We start from the raw sequence: 19856 nt of genomic DNA, 5'->3' as shown, positions 1-19856 counted from the left end.
GCCGGTAGGGTCGTAGAACAATAAACAAAACTGCCACTTCGTCCACATTGCTCTGGCCCCCAGGTGTCTCCACCGAGCCTACGAAAGCATTCCCGCCGGTGCCAGCCGGGCTGACGATCGCCACCCTTCGGGTCGCGACAAATGGCCGTTCTCCCGATAGTCGCGCCGATCGATGCGTTTGCTGCGTCGATTCGACGCGACTCTTTCGTCCACTCCCTCCGGTTTGATACGCCGAAGGAATTTTGCCGACGCGTACCCCGAAACGCGGATCCGCGCGACGTTCGGGGATTTGCCGGCCGGTGCGCCTCAGACGAGCAGGCAGACGGCCGTGCCGGCGGAGAGCGTCTGTCCGATGGCGACGGCCAGACCGGTCACGACGCCCGACTTGTGGGCGTGCAACGGCTGTTCCATCTTCATCGCCTCGATGACCGCGACCAGATCCCCCGCAACCACCGTGTCACCCTCCGTGACCGCCAGCTTCACCACGGTGCCCTGCATCGGGCTGGTCAACGCGTCACCGTCGACCACCGCCGGCTGGGCGCGTCCGCCGCCGGCCCGCCGACGCGGCCGAGGCGGCGACGCCGTGGACCCGGCCGGTGCCGCCGTGGCGAGACCGGCGAATCCGGCGGGCAGCGTGACCTCGTGCCGCCGGCCGTCGATCTCGACCACCAGGCTCGGGCGCTCGAGCGCGGGCGGTGCCGTCACGCCGCCGGCGAACGGGGGTACGTCGTTGTCCCACTCCGACTCGATCCACCGGGTGTGCACCCGGAACGGCTCGTCGGTGAACGCGGGATCACGGACCACCGCGCGGTGGAACGGCAGCACTGTCGCCAGCCCGTCCACGACCAGTTCGTCAAGCACCCGTCGGGAGCGCGCCAGCGCCTCGGCCCGGGTCTCGCCGGTGACGATCACCTTGGCCAGCAGCGAGTCGAAGTTCCCGCCGACGACGCTGCCCGCCCCGATGCCGGCGTCCACCCGCACGCCCGGCCCGTCCGGCCATGTCACCGCCGAGACCACGCCGGGTGCCGGCAGGAAGCCGCGGCCCGGGTCCTCGCCGTTGATCCGGAACTCGATCGCGTGCCCGCGCGGCGGCGGGTCGGCGTCGAACCGCAGCCGCTCGCCGTCGGCGATCCGGAACTGCTCGCGGACCAGATCGACGCCGCTGGTCTCCTCGCTGACCGGATGCTCCACCTGGAGCCGGGTGTTCACCTCGAGGAACGAGATCGTGCCGTCCGTACCGACCAGGTACTCCACCGTGCCCGCGCCGTGATAGCCGGCCGCCCGGCAGATCGCCTTGGCCGAGGCGTGGATCCGGTCGCGCTGGGCATCGGTCAGGAACGGCGCGGGCGCCTCCTCGACCAGCTTCTGGTGCCGCCGCTGCAACGAGCAGTCACGGGTGCCGACGACCACGACCGCGCCGTGCTGATCGGCCAGCACCTGGGCCTCCACGTGGCGCGGCCGGTCGAGATAGCGCTCGGCGAAGCACTCGCCCCGGCCGAACGCCGCGACCGCCTCCCGGGTCGCCGACTCGAACAGCTCCGGGATCTCGGCCACGGTCCGGGCCACCTTCAGCCCTCGGCCACCGCCGCCGAAGGCCGCCTTGATGGCGACCGGCAGGCCGAAGCGTTCGGCGAACGCCACGATCTCGGCCGCGTCCCGCGCCGGCTCCGCGGTGCCCGGGACCAGCGGGGCGCCGGCCTGCTCGGCGATGTGCCGCGCCGACACCTTGTCGCCGAGGACCCGGATCGCCGCCGGCGACGGCCCGATCCAGGTCAGGCCGGCGTCGACGACCGCCTGGGCGAAGTCGGCGTTCTCCGACAGGAAGCCGTACCCGGGGTGGACCGCGTCGGCGCCGGCGGTCGCCGCGACGGCGAGCAGCTTGTCGATCCGCAGGTACGACTCGGGCGCGGTGTCGCCGTCGAGCGCGTACGCCTCGTCGGCCAGCCGGACGTGCCGGGCGTCGCGGTCGCTGTCGGCATAGACGGCGACGCTGCGCAGGCCCGCGTCGCGGCAGGCGCGGACGATCCGGACCGCTATCTCGCCGCGGTTGGCGATGAGGACCGTGTGCACGTGGGTCAGCTCCTTTTCACACCCCGGCCCTCAGGGCAGCCGGGCCACCAGCGAGGCGTGGGTCAGGCCGGCGCCGAACCCGGACAGCAGCGCCAGGCCGCCGGACGGCACCCGGCCGGCGCTGACCAGCGCCTCCATGGCCAGCGGGATCGACGCGGCGGAGGTGTTGCCGGAGTGCTCCACGTCGCGCGCGACCACCACGCTCGCCGGCAGGCCCAGCGAGCCGGCGATCCGGTCGATGATGCGCACGTTGGCCTGGTGCGGCACGAAGGCCGCCAGGTCGTCGACGGTCAGGCCGGCGGCCCGCACCGCCTCGCCGGCGACCGGCGCCACCTCGGAGATCGCCCAGCGGAAGACCTCCGGCCCGGCCATCCGCATCACCGGCCAGAAGCCCGGGTCGTCGCGGGTGCGGGCCCAGGAGCCCTCGTGGCCGATGACGCCGCTGCGCGCGCCGTCGGCGCCCCAGACCACCCGGTGGATGCCGCGGCTGCCGGACGACTCGACCACCACCGCGCCGGCGCCGTCGGCGAACAGGAAGGCGGTGGACCGGTCCTTGGGGTCGATGATGTCGGTCATCCGCTCCGACCCGATGACCAGCACCCGGCCGGCCGAGCCGCTGCTCACCAGCCCGTCGGCGACGGCCAGCGCCGAGCAGAACCCGGCGCAGGCCGCGCCGAGGTCGAAGGCGGCCGCCCGGTGCGCGCCGAGCAGGTCCGCCACCTGCGGGCCGGCCGCCGGCGACTGGTACAGGTAGGACATCGTCGCCACGATGACGACGTCGATGCTCTCCGCGGTCACCCCGGCGTGGCGCAGCGCGCCGTCGGCGGCCCGCGTCGCCATGCTGACCACGGTGTCGTCCGGGCCGGCGAACCGGCGACTGACGATGCCCGAACGCTGCCGGATCCACTCGTCGGTGGAGTCGATCGGGCCGCAGATCTCGTCGTTGTGCACGATCCGGGCCGGTCGGTAGGCGCCGACGCCGCGGATCCGGCTGCCGGTCACGAGCCGGACCCGATCCGGGCCAGGGTGCCGTCGAGGTAGGCGGCCCGGCAGGCCCGCCGTTGCACCTTGCCGCTGGTGGTGCGGGGCAGCGTGCCACGGCGGATGAGCACGACCTCGGCGACCGGGATCCCGTGCCGCGCCTCCACTGTCGCCCGGACGGCCGCGGTGAGCTGCTCGGCCGGGGTGTCGCGCAGGATCCGGCCGTTCACCTCCACCACCACGACCAGGTTCTCGGTGGCGCCGCCGTCCACCGCGAAGGCTGCCGAGCACGACGGTTGCAGCCCGGGGGCGCAGGTCTCGGTGGTCTGCTCGAGGTCCTGCGGATAGTAGTTGCGGCCGAACCGGATGATGACGTCCTTGAGCCGCCCGGCGACGAACAACTCGCCGTCGGAGACGAAGCCGAGGTCACCGGTGCGCAGGTAGCGCAGCGCCGGGTCGCCGTCGGCGAGCGTGGCCTCGAACGTCTCCGCGGTCTCGACCGGACGCTGCCAGTAGCCCTGGGCCACGCAGGGGCCGGACAGCCAGATCTCGCCGATGGTCTCGTCCGGGCAGCGGGTACGGCTGCCCGGGTCGACGATCGTCACCTCGGTCAGCCCGTCGGCCGGACCGCAGCTGACCACCGCCGTCGCGTCCGGGTCGTCCGGGGCCACACCCACGACCTTCCGGTCGGCGAGCGCCGCGGCGGAGAGCCACCGCGCCCGGGGCTGGTCGGTCGACCGGCTGCCCGACACCTTCAACGTGTTCTCGGCCAGGCCGTAACCGGGGCTGATCGACGACCGCTCCAGCCCGTACGGCGCGAACGCCGCGGCGAACCGCTGCACCGTGTCCCACCGCACCGGCTCCGACCCGCTGATCGTCGCCCGCAGGCAGGACAGGTCCAGGTCGGGCCGGGCGTCGACGGCCGCCCGAGCGCACAGCTCGTACGCCAGGTTCGGCGCGGCGGTGTGCGTGCCGCGCAGCTCCGCGATCGCCTCCAGCCAGCCCAGCGGGCGGCGGACGAAGTCGTCCGGCGCCATCAGGTGCGCCGGCGCCCCCGACCACAGCGGCATCACGATGCCGAACAGCAGCCCCATGTCGTGGAAGAGCGGCAGCCAGGAGACCACCCGGCCGCCGTCGGCGACCGGCCAGCGCCGGGCCAGGTCCTCGGCGTTCGCGCAGAAGTTCCGGTGGCTGACCACGACGCCCTTGGGCATGCCGGTCGAGCCGGAGGTGTACTGCAGCATCGCCACGTCGTCCGGCACGATGATCCGCGGCGACCAGGCCGACGCGACCTCGTCCGCGACCGTGTCGGTGCACAGCCAGGACAGGCCGGACAGCTCCGGCGCGTCGCCGAACTGCGCGACGAGCTGGTCCCGGACCGCCGCCGTGGTCAGGATCGTGGTCGCCCCGGCGTCGTCCGCGACCGCCCGCACCCGCAGCAGGCCGCTGCGCCGGTTGGGCACCTTCACCGGAGCGGCGCGCACCCGGGCCAGCTGGGCGCCGAGCAGCGCCCGGGGGAACTCGAGACCGGACGGGTAGAGCATCACCGCCGTCCGCCCGCCCAGGTCACGGTCGGCCATGGCGGCCGCCCGGGCCCGGGCGGCGATCTCCAGATCGCCGTACGTCAGCTCGTCGTCCCGCGGGCGGCCGGTGGGCCGGACCATCGAGTACGCCACCGTGTCCGGCGTCTCCGCCGCGCGCCGGGCCAGCATCGTGGCCAGGTCGGGCGACGTGGTCGTCGTGATCGTGTCGGTCATGTCGATCCCTCTTCCGCTCCGCGGTGGTGCCGGGTCAGGCGGTGCGCGAACCGGCCCGCACGCCCGCGAGCTGCGTCCGGATGATGGAGAGCACCGCGGCCTGGTGCCGGTTGAGGAAGAAGTGGCCGCCGGAGTAGGTGTGCAGGTCGAACGGGCCGGTGGTGTGGTCCTGCCAGGACCGCACCTCGTCGACCGTGGCCTTGCTGTCGCTCTCGCCGGTGAACGCGGTGATCGGCGCCGACAGCGGCGGGCCGGGCACGTACCGGTAGGTCTCCGCGGCCGTGTAGTCGGCGCGGATGGCCGGCAGGATCATCCGCAGCACCTCGTCGTCGCCGAGCAGGCCGCCCTCGGTGCCGCTGAGCCGGCGCACGTCGGCGATGAGGCCGCGGTCGTCGAGCTGGTGCACCCGCTCGTCGCGGACCCGCGACGGCGCCCGCCGGCCGGAGGCGAACACCACCGCCGGGGTCACCCCGTCCTGGGACTCCAGCAGGCGGGCCACCTCGAAGGCGAGGCTCGCGCCCATGCTGTGCCCGAACAGCGCCAGCGGCCGGTCCGTCCGCGGGCGCAGCACCGCGTGCACCCGTCGGGCCAGCTCGGGCAGGTCCCGCACCAGCGGTTCGTGCCGGCGGTCCTGCCGACCCGGGTACTGGATCGCCAGCACCTCGACCTCGGGGGCCAGGGCCCGGGACACCGGGAAGTAGTAGCTCGCCGAGCCACCGGCGTGCGGCAGGCACACGAGCTGGACACTGCCGGGCGCGGCCGGGTGGTACTCCCGGATCCACAGGCCCGCGTCGTCGTCGGTCATGCTGGTCGCCCCTCACGTCGGCCGGGCCCCGTCGGGCGGGACCCTCGATGTGAGGACGAGGATCCTCACGCGCCGACAGCGGACGCAAGAGATCCGGAAGTGCCCGCCCGCAGTCTCGGGTCAGTAGGGGGCGGCCTACGGGTTACCGCACCGCACGCCCACCCCGAGCATGGACAGGTGTGGCGCATCCGTGCCTTGCCACCGCTTGGGAGTAGACATGATCGAGGTCAACGAACTGCGCAAGTCGTACCGGATCCGCTTCGGGCGGAAGACCATCGACGTCGACGCCGTGCGTGGTGTCAGCTTCGACGTCCAGAAAGGACAGGTGCTCGGCCTGCTCGGCTCGAACGGCGCGGGCAAGACCACGACGATCCGGATGCTCACCACCCTCATCCGGCCGGACAGCGGCAGCGCCGTCATCGCCGACGCCGACCTCGCCACCGAGGCGGCCGAGGTGCGCCGGCGCATCGGGTACGTCTCGCAGGGCGGGTGCACCGCGGACAACTCGACCGCCCGCGAGGAGCTCATCCTGCAGGCCCGGATGTTCGGCATCGGCAAGGCCGAGGCCCGGGAGCGGGCCGCGCGGGCGCTGGAGACGTTCAAGCTCACCGACTACGCCGACCGGCGGTGCAAGACCTACTCGGGCGGCCAGCGGCGGCGGGTGGACATCGCCATGGGCCTCATCAACGAGCCCCGGGTGCTGTTCCTGGACGAGCCGACCGCCGGTCTCGACCCGGCCGGCCGGGCCGACATCCGCGGCGAGATCGAGCGCCTGCGCGCCGACGGCATGACCGTGCTCGTCACCACCCACTACCTCGAGGAGGCCGACGCCCTGTGCGACCGGGTGGCCATCGTCGAGAAGGGACAGGTCGTCGCGGAGGGCACGCCGGAGGAGCTGAAGCGTCAGGTCGCCGGCGACGTGGTCACGCTCGGGCTGAACGGCAGCACCCCGGACGCCGAGAAGATCATGACGGGGGCCGCCTACGTGACCCGGCTCGAATCCACCGACGACGGGCTGCGCCTGTTCGTCGACTCCGGCAACCGGGTGCTGCCGAAGATCCTGCACGACCTCGACGACGCCGGCATCGTGCCGGACACGATCGAGGTGCACCGTCCGTCGCTCGACGACGTGTTCCTGGCCAAAGCCGGCCGCTCGCTCACCGCAGCCTGAAAGGGGGCCCGCCGCCATGAACGTCGCCCGCGGCACCTGGCTGGTGTTCCACCGCCAGATCAGCCAGATCATCCGCAGCCCGATCTGGATCTTCCTCAGCATCCTGGATCCGCTGGTCTACCTGTTCCTGTTCGCGCCGCTGCTCCAGCGGGCGCTGAACGCGCCGACGTCCGGGGCGGCGTACACGACGTTCGTGCCCGGCCTGCTGGTGCTGCTGGCCATCTTCGGCGGCATGTTCGCCGGCTTCAACATGCTCGTCGAGCTGCGGGCCGGCATGATCGAGCGGGCCCGGGTGACGCCGATGAGCACGGTGGCGCTGCTGCTCGGCCGGTCCCTGAAGGACGTCGCGAACCTGCTGTTCCAGGCCGCCATCGTGACGGTCACCGCGATGCTGTTCGGCCTGACCGTACGCCTGCCCGAGCTGCTGCTCGGGTTCCTGCTGGTCGGCATGATCGCGCTCGGCATGTCGGCGCTGTCCAACGGGGCGGCGCTGAAGCTGAAGACCGAGGGCATCCTGAGCCCGCTGATCAACACGGTGGGGCACCCGCTGCTGATGCTCTCCGGCATCCTGCTGCCGCTGGCGCTGGCCCCGGTGTGGCTGCAGAACGTGGCCGACTTCAACGTGTTCTCGTGGGTGGTCCGGGGCATGCGCGAGCTGTTCGCCGGGCGCCCGGAGACGCCCGTGGTCTGGCAGAGCTTCGCCATCCTGACGGTCCTGACCACCCTCTCGGTCGTCTGGGCGTCGCGTCAGTTCGCCCGCAGCATCCGGTAATGCAATTGACCGGAAGAGGCCGCCACGCCGACGGGGCGTGGCGGCCTCTTCCGCGTGGCGGCGGTCAGAGCGGGATGTTGCCGTGCCGCTTCGCGGGCAGCTCAGCCCGCTTGTGTCGCAGCGCGCGCAGCGCGCGGGCCACCTCCAGGCGGGTCTGCGACGGGCGGATCACCCGGTCGACGTAGCCCCGCTCGGCGGCGATGTACGGCGAGTCGAACAGTTGCCGGTACTCCTCGGTGTACTTGGCCAGCAGGCGCTCGCGGTCGGCGCCCTCGGCGGTGGCCAGCGCCTTGCGGTAGAGCATCAGCACCGCCCCGCCGGCGCCCATCACCGCGATCTTCGCGGTCGGCCAGGCGAGGTTGATGTCGGCGCCGAGGTGCTTGGAGCCCATCACCGCGTAGCCGCCGCCGTACGCCTTGCCGACCACCACGGTCACCAGCGGGACGGTGGCCTCGGAGTACGCGTACAGAAGCTTCGCGCCGTGCCGGATGATGCCCATCCGTTCCTGCTGCACGCCGGGCAGGTAGCCGGGCACGTCGACCAGGGTGAGGATCGGGATCCGGAACGCGTCGCACATCCGCACGAAGCGGGCCGCCTTGACCGACGCGTCCAGGTCGATCGCGCCGGCCAGGTGGCCGGGCTGGTTGGCCACCACGCCGACCGAGCGCCCCTCGACCGAGGCCAGCGCGCAGATGATGTTCGGCGCGAACGACTCCTGGAACGGCAGCAGCGAGTCCTCGTCGACGACCCGCTCGATCAGTTCGACCATGTCGTACGTGCGGTTCGCCGAGTCCGGCATGATGCCGTCCAGGTGCCGGTCGCGGTCGGTGACCTCGGGCGCGCCGGCGTGCGCGAACACCGGCGGCTCCTCGAGGTTGTTGCTGGGCAGGTAGCCCAGCAGGTCACGGACCCAGGCGATCGCGGCCGGCTCGTCGTCGGCCACGTGGTGCACGTTGCCGGCGACCTCGCTGTTGGTCTCCGCGCCACCCAGCTCGTCGCGGGTGGTGCGCTCCCCCATCACCGCGGCGACCACCTCGGGACCGGTCACGAACATGTACGAGGTGTCGCGCACCATCACCGTGACGTCGGTCATCGCCGGCGAGTACACCGCGCCGCCGGCGCACGGTCCCATGATCAGCGAGATCTGTGGGATCACCCCCGAGGCGAGCACGTTGCGGCGTCCGATCTCGGCGTAGTGCGCCAACGAGAGCACGCCCTCCTGGATCCGGGCGCCTCCGGAGTCGTTGATGCCGACGACCGGGCAGCCGATCTTCATGGCCAGGTCCATGAGCTTCATGACCTTGCCGCCGCACGCCTCGCCCATGCTGCCGCCCAGGATCGTGAAGTCCTGGGAGAACGCGCAGACCTGCCGGCCGTCGACGGTGCCGTAGCCGGTGATCACACCATCCCCGTCCGGCCGGTCGCCGCTCATGCCGTACTCGGTGCACCGGTGCCGGACGAACTCGTCGAGCTCCACGAACGAGCCGCTGTCGAAGAGCAGGTCGAGTCGCTCGCGGGCGGTGAGTTTGCCCTTCTGGTGCTGCTTCTGCCGGGCCCGGTCCTCGGCCGTCTCCACCACCTGCCGGTGCCGGGCGTCCAGGGCGGCGATGCGCTCGGCGGTGGTGGGCTCCGTGGCTGTCTGCTCAGGCATCAGGAGAGTCCTCTCAGGACGTTCCGAGTTCGCTGTCGATGAGGGCGAAGATGTCGTCCGCGGTGGCCGACTCCAGGTCGTCGTCGCCGCGCCCGGCCGCCGACCCGGGACCCTCGTCGCCGACGGCGCGGACCCGGTCCAGCAGCACCTCCAGGCGCATCCGCAGCCGGGAGCGCTCGTTGGAGTCCAGCTCGACGACCTCGCCCAGGGCCGTCTCCACGTCGTCCAGGCTGCGCCGCAGCACCGCCTCCGGGCTGCTCCGGTCCGGCAGCAGCAGGGTCCGGACCCGGGTCGCCAGCGCCAGCGGGGTCGGGTGGTCGAAGATCAGGGTCGCCGGCAGCCGTACGCCGGTCTCGGCGGTGAGCCGGTTACGCAGCTCGACCGCGGTCAGCGAGTCGAAGCCGAGGTCCTTGAACGCCCGTTCCGCGCCCACCGCGTCCGTGGTCGGGTGCCCCAGCACCGCGGCGGCGTGCGCGACCACCAGGTCCAGCAGGAACGCGTCCTGCTCGGCCGCGGAGCGCGGGGCCAGCCGCTCGGCCAGCGGCACCGCCCCGGCGGCCGCCACCGGGGCGACCCGGCGCACGGCCGGGCGCACCAGCCGGCGCAGCAGCGGCGGCACCGTGTCGCCGAAGCCGGCACGGTCCAGGGCCGACAGCACCAGATGGGCGCCGGGCAGGGTGACCGCCGCGTCGAACAACGCCAGGCCGGTGGCGGAGTCCAGCGCGGCGCCGGCCCGGGTGGCCCGGCTCAGGTTCGCGCCGTCGAGGTGGGCGGTCATCCCGCTCGCCGCCGACCACAGTCCCCAGCCGAGCGACACCGCCGGCAGGCCGAGCCCGCGGCGGTACACGGCCAGCGCGTCGAGGTAGCTGTTGGCCGCCGCGTAGTTCGCCTGCCCGGGCGAGCCGAACGTGGCCGCTACCGACGAGTAGAGCACGAACATCGCCAGGTCCTGGCCGGCGGTCAGCTCGTGCAGGTGCCACGCGGCGTCGGCCTTGGGCCGGAACACGGTGTCGATCCGGTCCGCCGACATCGCGGCGAACGTCCCGTCGTCCAGCACGCCGGCGCAGTGCACCACACCGGTCAGCCGGCGTCCGTCGAGCAGTGCGGCGAGCGCGGCGCGGTCGGCCACGTCGCAGGCGACCACCTCGACCGTGGCGCCGGAGTCCCGCAGCCGCGCGGTCAGCTCCGCGGCGCCGGGCGCCTCGGGGCCGAGGCGGCTGGTGAGCAGCAGGTTCCGCACCCCGTGCGCGGTCACCAGGTGCTCGGCCAGCAGGCCGCCGAGCTGCCCGGTCCCGCCGGTCACCAGCACCGTGCCGGCCGGGTCCAGCGGCGCGGGCACGGTGAAGACGTTCTTGCCGACGTGCCGGGCCCGGCTGATGTGCCGGAACGCGGCCGGCGCGTCCCGGACGTCCCAGGCGGTGATCGGCAACATCCGCAGCCGGCCCTGGTCGAACAGGCGCAGCACCTCGCGCAGCAGCTCGCCGATGCGCGGGGCGCCGGCCTCGAACAGGTCGAACGCGTCGTACCGGACGCCGGGGTGACGGTCGGCCACCTCCAGCGGGTCGCGCTTGTCGGTCTTGCCCATGTCCATCAGCCGGCCGCCCGGGCTCAACAGGCGCAGCGAGGCGTCGGTGAACTCGCCGGTCAGCGAGTGGAGCACCATGTCCACGCCCTTGCCGCCGGTCGCGGCCCGGAAGGCGTCGGCGAAGTCGAGCGTGCGCGAGGAGGCCAGGTGGTCGTCGGCCACGCCCAGTTCGCGGACCGTGTCCCACTTGGTCGGGCTCGCGGTGGCGAAGACCTCGACACCCCAGAGCCGGGCCAGCTCGACCGCGGCCATCCCGACCCCGCCGGCCGCGGCGTGCACCAGCAGGGTCTCCCCCGCCCGCAGACCGCCCCGGTCGCGCAGGCCGTACCAGGCGGTCAGGTATACGGTGGTGACCGAGGCCGCCTCGGCGAAGCTCCAGCCGTCCGGGATCCGGGCCACCAGCGCGCGCTCGGCCACCACGACCGGCCCGAACGCGCCGCCGATCGCGCCGAACACCCGGTCGCCGGGAGCCAGGTCGGTGACGTCCGCGCCGACCTCGGTGACCACGCCGGCCGCCTCGGTGCCCATGCCCTGCTGGTCGGTGAGGCCGAGCGAGATGGCGACGTCCCGGAAGTTGACACCGGCGGCCCGCACCGCGATCCGGACCTGACCGGCGTCCAGCGGCACCGCGGCCGCCGGGGCGGGGCGCAGTTCCAGACCGTCGAGGGTGCCGTCCGCGCCGGCCTCCAACCGCCACGGTCCGTCGGCCGGGGGCACGAGCGCGGCGGGCAGGGCCCGGCTCAGGCGCGGCACGAGCACCACGCCGGCGCGTACCGCGAGCTGCGGCTCCTCGTCGACCGGCAGCGGGCCGGCCACCACCGCCCACGACTCCGGCAGCCCGTCGGTGTCCACCAGGACGATCCGGCCGGGGTGCTCGTTCTGGGCCGAGCGGAGCAGGCCCAGCACGGATGCGGCGGCCAGGTCGTCCACCGGACCGCCGGCCGGGGTGGCGGCGCGGGTGAGCACCACGAGCCGGCAGTCGTCGTCGCCGGCGAGCCAGCCCTGCACGACGTCGAGCGTGCGGCGGGTGAGGTCGGCCGGCGCGCCGGGCGCGATCGCGGCCAGCAACGGCAGGTCGGGCACGGTCAGGTCACCGACGGCCAGGTAGGTCCGGCCGGCGGTGCTGCCCGCCGCCGGGCTCTCGTCCCACTCGACGCGGAACAGCGCGTCGTCCAGGCGCGGGGCACGGGTCAGGCTGTCGCCGGCGACCGGGCGGAACACCAGCCGCTCGACGGTGGCGACCGGGTCGCCGGTCGCGTCGGCCAGCTGCACGACGAGGCCGTCGTCGCCGACCGCGCGCAGCCTCACCCGCAGCGTCCGCGCGCCGGCCGCGTACACGGTGACGCCGGTCCAGGCGAACGGCAGCCGCGCGCCCTCGCCGCCACCGACCAGCGCCGCCGCGTGCAGGGCGGCGTCGAAGAGCGCCGGGTGCACCGCGTACGAGTCGGTGTCCACGGTCTCGGGCAGCTCGACCTCGGCCAGCACGTCGTCGCCGTGCCGCCAGGCCGCGCGCAGTCCCCGGAAGTCGGGGCCGTAGTCCAGGCCCGCGTGGGCGGCGAGGTGGTAGGTGTCGTCCACGCCGACCGGCTCGGACCCGGCGGGTGGCCACTCCCGCAGGTCGAAATCGGGCTGGGCGGTGTCGTCGGCGAGCAGGCCGTCGGCGTGCCGCACCCAGGGGGCGTCGTCCCCGGCCCGGGCGGCGACGCGCACCGTGCGGACGCCGTCGCTCTCCGGGCCGCCGACCCGCGCCTGCAGCAGCACGTCGCCACTCGGCGGCAGCACCAACGGCGCGGCGATGGTCAGCTCCCGCAGCGCGCCGGCGCCGACCAGCCGTCCGGCCTGCCCGGCCAGCTCGACGAACGCGGTGCCGGGAAAGACGATCCGGCCCAGCACCCGGTGGTCGGCGAGCCACGGGTGGGTGGTGACGGAGATCCGGGCGGTGAGCACGAGCCCATCGCCGTCGGCGAGCGTCACCGCCGCGCCGACCAGCGGGTGGTCGCCGGTGGCCAGCCCGGCCGCGGTGACGTCGCCGACGCTCGCCCGCACCCGGGGCCAGAACCGCTCGTGCTGGAACCGGTAGGTCGGCAGGTCGGCGACCGGGCCGGGCGGGGTGAGCACGGACCAGTCCACGGCGGCGCCGCGCACCCACAGCTCGGCCACGGCCCGGTGCAGCTGGGTCCAGCCGTCGTGGCCGCGGCGCAGCGTCCCGGTCACCAGGCCACCGGCGGCGTCGACCCGGTCCTGCAGCGCGGCGGCCAGCACCGGGTGCGGGCTCACCTCGACGAACGTGGTGTGCCCGGCGGCGACGAGCCCCTGCACGACCTCGTCGAACCGGACCGGGTCGCGCAGGTTGTCGTACCAGTAGTCGGCGTCGAGCGCGGTGGTGTCGAGCAGGCCACCGGTGACCGTCGAGTAGAACGGGATCCGGCCGGCCGTCGGTCGCACCGTGCCGAACGCGGCGCGCAGGTCGTCGCGGACGGACTCCACCTGGCGGGAGTGTGAGGCGTAGTCGATCGCCACCCGGCGCGACCAGAGGCCCTGCTCGGCGCACCGGCCCTCGATGGTGGCCAGGCCGGCCGAGTCGGCCGACAGCACCACCAGGTGCGGGCCGTTCACCGCGCCGATCACCGCGCCGTCCACGCCGTCGCGCAGCGCCTCGGCCCGGTCGACGCCGGCCCCGACGGCCAGCAGGCCACCCTGACCGGCCAGCCGGAGCAGGATCCGGGCCCGCTCCACCGAGATCCGCGCGCCGTCACGCAGGCTCAGCGCGCCGGCGGCCACGGCGGCGGCCAGCTCACCCTGCGAGTGCCCGACCACACCGGCCACGTCGACGCCGAGCCACTCCCACACCGCGGCCAGCGACACCATCACCGCCCACAGCGCCGGTTGCAGCAGGTCGGAGCGTTCCATCCAGGACTCGTCGCGGGCCCGCAACGCGTCGCCGACCGCCCAGTCCAGGTGCGCGGCCAGCGCCGCCTCGCACTCGGCGAACCGGTCGGCGAAGACCGGGCAGGTGTCGAGCAGGTCGGCCGCCATGCCGGCCCACTGGCCGCCCTGGCCGGGGAAGACCAGGATGACGCCGCCCTCGGCGGCGGCCGCCGACCGTACCCCGGTGACCAGGCTGGTCGCGGTCGCGCCGGTCGCGGCGGCGGCCAGGCCGGCGGCGTCCGCGCCCACCACCACGGCCCGGTGCTCCAGCGCCGCCCGCCCGGCCACCAGCGCCCGGGCGACCGCGGCCGGCTCGGCGTCGACGTCGCGCAGGGCGGCGGCCTGGGCGCGCAACGCCCCATCGGTACGCCCGGAGATCGGCCAGGACGGCACGGCGGGCGTCGGGGTGACCGCCTCGGTCGCCGTCTCGGTCGCCTCCTCCAGGATCACGTGCGCGTTGGTGCCGCTCATGCCGAACGACGAGACGCCGGCCCGCCGGGCGTGCCCGGCACGGGTCCACGGCACCGGCTCGGTGAGCAGCCGCACCGCCCCCGACGCCCAGTCGACCTGCGGCGTCGGCTGGTCCACGTGCAGCGTGCGGGGCAGCCGGTCGTGCCGCATCGCCTGCACCATCTTGATCACACCGGCGACGCCGGCGGCGGCCTGGGTGTGCCCGATGTTCGACTTCACCGAGCCCAGCCAGAGCGGCTGCGCGCGGTCCTGCCCGTAGGTGGCCAGCAGGGCCTGCGCCTCGATCGGGTCGCCGAGGCGGGTGCCGGTGCCGTGCCCCTCCACCACGTCCACCTCGGACGGCCGCAACCCGGCGGCGGCCAGCGCCGCCCGGATCACGCGCTGCTGGGCCGGCCCGTTCGGCGCGGTCAGCCCGTTGCTGGCGCCGTCGGAGTTGACCGCCGTGCCCCGGACCAGAGCCAGCACCCGGTGCCCGTTGCGTCGCGCGTCGGAGAGCCGTTCGAGCAGCAGCACGCCGGCGCCCTCGCCCCACCCGGTGCCGTCGGCGGCGGCCGCGTACGGCTTGCACCGCCCGTCCGCGGCGAGGCCGAGCTGGCGGCGGAACTCCACGAACGCGGTCGGCGTCGCCATCACCGTCACCCCGCCCGCCAGCGCGGTCGCGCACTCGCCGTTGCGCAGCGCCTGCACGGCCAGGTGCAGCGCCACCAGCGACGAGGAGCAGGCGGTGTCCACGGTCAGCGCGGGACCCTCCAGCCCGTACGTGTAGGCGACCCGGCCGGACAGCACCGCGGCCGCGTTGCCGGTGCCCTGGTGCCCGTCGGTCTCCGCGCCGGCGACGGCGAGCAGGCCGAGATAGTCCTGGCCGCTGGTGCCCATGAACACGCCGGTGCGGGTGCCGGCGGTGGAGCGCGGGTCGATGCCGGCCCGTTCGAAGGTCTCCCAGACCACCTCGAGCAGCATCCGCTGCTGGGGGTCCATGGCGAGCGCCTCGCGCGGCGAGACGGCGAACAGGTCGGCGTCGAACCCGGTGACGTCGCGCAGGAAGCCGCCCCGGGCGTCCGGGTCGTCGAGCGACGCCGGGTCCCACCCGCGGTCGGCGGGGAACGGGGCGAGGCCGTCGCCGTCGCCGTCGACCAGCCGCCACAGCGCCTCGGGGCTGTCCGCGTCGCCCGGGTAGCGGCAGGCCATGCCGACGATGGCGATCGGCTCGTCCGGCTCGGTGCGGGTGGCCGGCTCGTCGTTCGGGGTGGCGACGGGCTCGTCGGCCAGCAGTTCCCGCAGCCGGCCGGCCAACGCCACCGGCGTCGGGTGGTCGAAGACGAGAGTGGCCGGCAGCGTCAGGCCGGTCTCGGCGCTGAGCCGGTTGCGCAGCTCGACCGCGGTCAGCGAGTCGAAGCCGAGCTTCTTGAACGGCATCCGCACGTCCACGCCGGCCACGTCGCGGTGCCCGAGAACCACCGCCACCTGTTCGCGGACCAGGGTGCGCAGCGCGCGCTCCCGGTCGGCCGCGGGCAGCCCGCGCAGGGTGACCGCGAACGCCGGCGGGTCGCCGCCGGGGCGCGCGACGGCGGCCGGGCCGGCCGCCTCCGGCAGGAGCGCGAGCAGCGGCTGCGGGCGGGACGCGGTGAACGCGGGGGCGAAGGTGGGCCAGTCGACGTCGGCGACGGCCAGGCATCCGTCGTCGCCGTCCAGCGCGGCGGCCAGGACGGCCACCGCACGCGCCGGGTCCATCGCCCGCAGGCCCCGCCGGCGCAGGTACTCCTGGGTGCTCGCGTCGCCGGCCATGCCCGCGCCGGCCCACGGCCCCCAGGCGAGCGCCAGGCCCGGCCGGCCGGCGGCCCGACGCTGTTCGACAAGGGCGTCGAGGAACGCGTTGGCGGCCGCGTACGCGCCCTGCTGCCCGCTGCCCCAGACCCCGGCCACGGAGCTGAACACGGCGAAGAAGTCGAGGTCGGCCGTGAGTTCGTCCAGGTGCCGGGCGCCGGCCACCTTGGCCCGCAGGGTCGCGGCGAACCCGTCCGGGTCGGCGTCGGCCAGCGCGCCGAACTCGCCCGAGCCGGCCGCGTGCACCACGCCCACCAGGTCCGGGATGCCGGCGAGCAGCGTGGCGACGGCGGTCCGGTCGCCGACGTCGCAGGCGGTGACCGTGACCGTGGTGCCGCGTCCGGCCAGCTCCTCGACGAGGTCGGCCACGCCGGGGGTGTCGGCGCCGCGCCGGCCGGTCAGCACGACGTGCCCGACGCCCCGGTCGGCCAGCATGCGCGCGACGTGCGCGCCCAGCGCTCCGGTGCCGCCGGTGACGAGCACGGCGCCCCCGCTCCCGAGCCCGGTGCCGTCACTGCCGACCGGGCCGGCGGCGGCCGGCGAGCCCACGACGGGCGAGGCGGCGTTCGGCGAAGCGGCGCGGACGAGCCGGCGGGCGGTCACCCCGGTGGACCGGATCGCCACCTGGTCCTCGGTGCCGTCGTCCAGCACGGCGGCCAGGTGGCGCAGGGTGGCGTCGTCGGCGTCGGCGGGCACCTCGACCAGGCCACCCCACCGCTCCGGGTGCTCCAGCGCGGCCACCCGGCCGAGCCCCCACACCTGGGCGGCGAACGGGTGCGCGGAGACGTCCCGGGTGATCGTCCACAGCGGCGCGCCGACGCCGGCGTCGCCGAGCGCCTGGAGCACGGTGAGCGTCAGCGCCGCGCCGCGCGCCACCACGCCGTCGGGCATCGGCTCGTCGGCCAGCCCGGCCAGCGAGACGACCGTACCGAAGTCCCGTCCGGTGGCGGCCAGGCGCGCGGCCAGGGCGGCCCGGTCGAGGTCGGCGGCCGTCAGGGTCAGGACCGTGACGTCGTCGCCGAGCGCGGCCACCACGTCCTCGGCCGCGACGCCCTCGGGCACCAGGACCAGCCGGGGGCCGGGGCGGGGACCCGGCGTCGGGGTGACCGGCGTCCACACCGGCCGGTATCGCCAGTCGTCGGCGGCCGGGGCACGGTGCGCCGGCCAGTAGCGGTCCCGCTGGAACGCGTACGTCGGCAGCTCGGCCGGCAGGCCGGTGTCCCGCCCGACGACGGCCGCCCAGTCGACGCCGACGCCGACGGTGAACAGCGCACCGACCGCCTCCAGCAGCGTCTCCGGCTCGGGCCGCTCGCGGCGCAGGGCGGCCACCCGCACCGGCGGGGCCAGGTCCTCGGCCTGGGCGGCACCGTCCACCCCGAGCTGGGCCATGCCGGTGAGCACGCCGTCCGGGCCGAGTTCCAGGTAGCGGCGGACGCCCAGCTCGGCGAGCGCCTGCACGCCGTCGTGGAAGCGGACCGTGCGCCGCACGTGCCGCACCCAGGTGTCGGCGTCGTACCCGTCGACCACCGTGCCGGTCAGGTTGGACACGATCGGGATCCGCGGCGCGGCGTGGCTCAGCCCGGCCGCCACCGCTCGGAACGCGTCCAGCATCGGCGTCATCCGGGCCGAGTGGAACGCGTGCGACACGCGCAGCCGCTGGGTCTTGATCCCGTCCCGGGCGCAGCTCGCCGCGAACGCGGCGGCCGCTTCGGCGTCACCGGAGACGACCACCGACTCCGGGCCGTTCACGGCGGCGATGTCGAGGCCGTCCGGCAGCGCCGCGGCGACCTCCGCCTCGCCGAGACGCACCGACAGCATGGCGCCGCCGGTGGGAAGCTCCTGCATCAGCCGGCCCCGGGCCGCGACCAGCGTGACCGCGTCGTCGAGCGAGAGCACCCCGGCCACGTACGCCGCGGTCAGTTCGCCGATCGAGTGGCCGAGCAGCACGTCCGGCACGACACCCCACGACTCGACCAGCCGGAACAGCGCGGCCTCGACCGCGAACAACCCGGCCTGGGTGTAGGCGGTCCGGTCGAGCAGTTCCGCGTCGTGCCACACCACGTCGCGCAGCGGACGGTCCAGGTGGGGATCGAAGCGGGCGCAGATGTCGTCGAACGCCGCGGCGAAGACCGGATAGGTGGCGTGCAACTCCCTCCCCATCCCCACCCGCTGGCCGCCCTGGCCGGTGAACAGGAACGCGAGCTTGCCCGCGCTGACCGTGCCCCGGACCACCCCGGGCGCGGCGTGCCCGTCCCGGACCGCTGCCAACCCGGCCGGCCCCTGCGGACCGGCCAGCACGACGGCCCGGTGCTCCATGGCCGAGCGGGTGCCGGCCAGCGCCCGGGCGACCGCGGGCCGGTCGGTGTCCTCGTCGAGGAAGACCCGCAGCCGTTCGGCCTGGGCGCGCAGGCCCGCGGCGGTACGCCCGGACACCACCCACGGGACCGGGCCGGCGACCGCCTCGACCGGCTCGCCGGCCGGTGGCACCGGCGCCTGCTCCAGGATCACGTGCGCGTTGGTGCCGCTCACCCCGAACGACGAGACGCCGGCCCGGCGCGGGCGGTCCCGGTGGGGCCAGCTCACCGGCTCGGCCAGCACCGCGACGCCGCCGGCGCTCCAGTCGACGTACGGCGTCGGCTCGTCCACGTGCAGGGTGCGCGGGAGCCGGCCGTGCCGGATCGCCAGCACCATCTTGATGACGCCGGCGACGCCGGCGGCGGCCTGGGTGTGCCCGATGTTCGACTTCACCGAGCCGATCCACAGCGGATCGGCCGCGGACCGGCCGTGGCCGTAGGTCGCCAGCAGCGCCTCGGCCTCGATCGGGTCGCCGAGCCGGGTGCCGGTGCCGTGCGCCTCGACCGCGTCGACGTCGGCGGGCGTCAGGTCCGCCCCGGCCAGCGCCTGCCGGATCACCCGGCGCTGCGCCGGACCGCTGGGCGCGGTCAGGCCGTTGCTGGCCCCGTCGGAGTTCACCGCGCTGCCGCGCAGCACGGCCAGGACGCGCCGGCCGAGCCGCTGCGCCTCGGAGAGCCGTTCCAGCACCAGGACGCCGACGCCCTCGGCCCAGCCGGTGCCGTCGGCGGCCGCCGCGAACGGCTTGCACCGGCCGTCCGAGGCCAGGCCGTCCTGCTTGGCGAACTCCCCGAACACCTCGGGCGACACGAGCACGGTGACGCCGGCCGCGAGCGCGGTGACACAGTCCCCGCGACGCAGCGCCTGCGCGGCGAGGTGACAGGCGACCAGCGCCGACGAGCAGGCGGTGTCGACGGTGACGGCCGGGCCCTCCAACCCGAGGGTGTACGCGACCCGGCCGGAGAGCACGCTGGTGGCGCTGCCGGTGAGCGCGTGCCCCTCCGCCGCCGGCTCGTCGGCCAGCAGATAGTTGTAGCCGGAGGTGGCCGCGCCCACGAACACGCCGGTGCGGCTGCCCCGCAGGTCGTCGGCGTCGATCCCGGCCCGCTCGATCGCCTCCCACGACGTCTCCAGCAGCAGCCGCTGCTGCGGGTCCATGGCCAGCGCCTCGCGCGGGGAGATTCCGAAGAACTCGGCGTCGAAGTCGGCGCCGCCGGTGAGGAAGCCGCCCCGGGCCGCGTACGCCGGCCCGTCCGGGTCCACCGTCCAGCCCCGGTCGTCCGGGAAGCCGGTGATCGCGTCGTCGCCGTCGTTGACCAGCCGCCACAGCGCCTCCGGCGAGTCGGCGCCGGGGAACCGGCAGGCCATCCCGACGATCGCGATCGGCTCGGTGGCGGCCTCGGTCAGCGCCCGGTTCGCCGTGCGCAGCCGCTCGGTCTCCTTCAACGACGACCGCAGCGCGGCCACGTAGTCTTCGGTCGAAGCCATC

General features: G+C 74.9%; 8 protein-coding genes. 2 read left to right on the top strand and 6 right to left on the bottom strand.

Features of this window, described 5'->3' with window-relative positions; translation table 11 throughout:
* Positions 1-306 precede the first annotated feature (306 nt).
* The 4 genes from GA0070213_RS16855 to GA0070213_RS16840 are packed head-to-tail and all read right to left on the bottom strand — an operon-like array spanning position 307 to position 5613.
* Positions 307-2070: an acetyl/propionyl/methylcrotonyl-CoA carboxylase subunit alpha gene (locus GA0070213_RS16855; RefSeq protein WP_091064542.1), complete on the bottom strand. Its 1764-nt coding sequence runs from the start codon at positions 2068-2070 to the stop codon at positions 307-309.
* A 30-nt stretch (positions 2071-2100) separates the two neighbouring features.
* Positions 2101-3072, bottom strand: a complete 972-nt coding sequence (locus GA0070213_RS16850; protein ID WP_091064538.1) for a beta-ketoacyl-ACP synthase III — start codon at positions 3070-3072, stop codon at positions 2101-2103.
* The gene (locus GA0070213_RS16845) at positions 3069-4808 is read right to left on the bottom strand and encodes a fatty acyl-AMP ligase (protein WP_091064535.1); all 1740 of its coding nucleotides are present in this window, start codon (positions 4806-4808) and stop codon (positions 3069-3071) included. Before GA0070213_RS16845 ends, GA0070213_RS16850 begins: the two co-directional genes overlap by 4 nt.
* A gap of 34 nt (positions 4809-4842) precedes the next feature.
* Positions 4843-5613 carry a thioesterase II family protein gene (locus GA0070213_RS16840; protein ID WP_091064532.1) on the bottom strand — a complete coding sequence of 257 codons (771 nt, stop codon included), beginning with the start codon at positions 5611-5613 and terminating at the stop codon, positions 4843-4845.
* Positions 5614-5830: 217 nt separating this feature from the next.
* On the opposite strand from GA0070213_RS16840, the gene GA0070213_RS16835 reads away from it, so the two are divergent.
* Positions 5831-6784: an ABC transporter ATP-binding protein gene (locus GA0070213_RS16835; RefSeq protein ID WP_091064528.1), complete on the top strand. Its 954-nt coding sequence runs from the start codon at positions 5831-5833 to the stop codon at positions 6782-6784.
* Positions 6785-6800: 16 nt separating this feature from the next.
* Positions 6801-7556, top strand: coding sequence for an ABC transporter permease (locus GA0070213_RS16830; RefSeq protein ID WP_091064524.1), 756 nt, complete (start codon positions 6801-6803; stop codon positions 7554-7556).
* A 64-nt stretch (positions 7557-7620) separates the two neighbouring features.
* On the opposite strand, the gene GA0070213_RS16825 is transcribed toward GA0070213_RS16830, so the two are convergent.
* Both GA0070213_RS16825 and GA0070213_RS16820 read right to left on the bottom strand, forming a co-directional pair.
* Positions 7621-9207, bottom strand: coding sequence for an acyl-CoA carboxylase subunit beta (locus GA0070213_RS16825; protein WP_091064521.1), 1587 nt, complete (start codon positions 9205-9207; stop codon positions 7621-7623).
* A 13-nt stretch (positions 9208-9220) separates the two neighbouring features.
* Positions 9221-19855: a type I polyketide synthase gene (locus tag GA0070213_RS16820; RefSeq protein WP_091064518.1), complete on the bottom strand. Its 10635-nt coding sequence runs from the start codon at positions 19853-19855 to the stop codon at positions 9221-9223.
* Between the last annotated feature and the right edge of the window lies 1 nt (position 19856).

The organism is Micromonospora humi (assembly GCF_900090105.1).
GTDB lineage: Bacteria > Actinomycetota > Actinomycetes > Mycobacteriales > Micromonosporaceae > Micromonospora > Micromonospora humi.
This window is presented reverse-complemented; position numbering and strand designations above follow the sequence as displayed.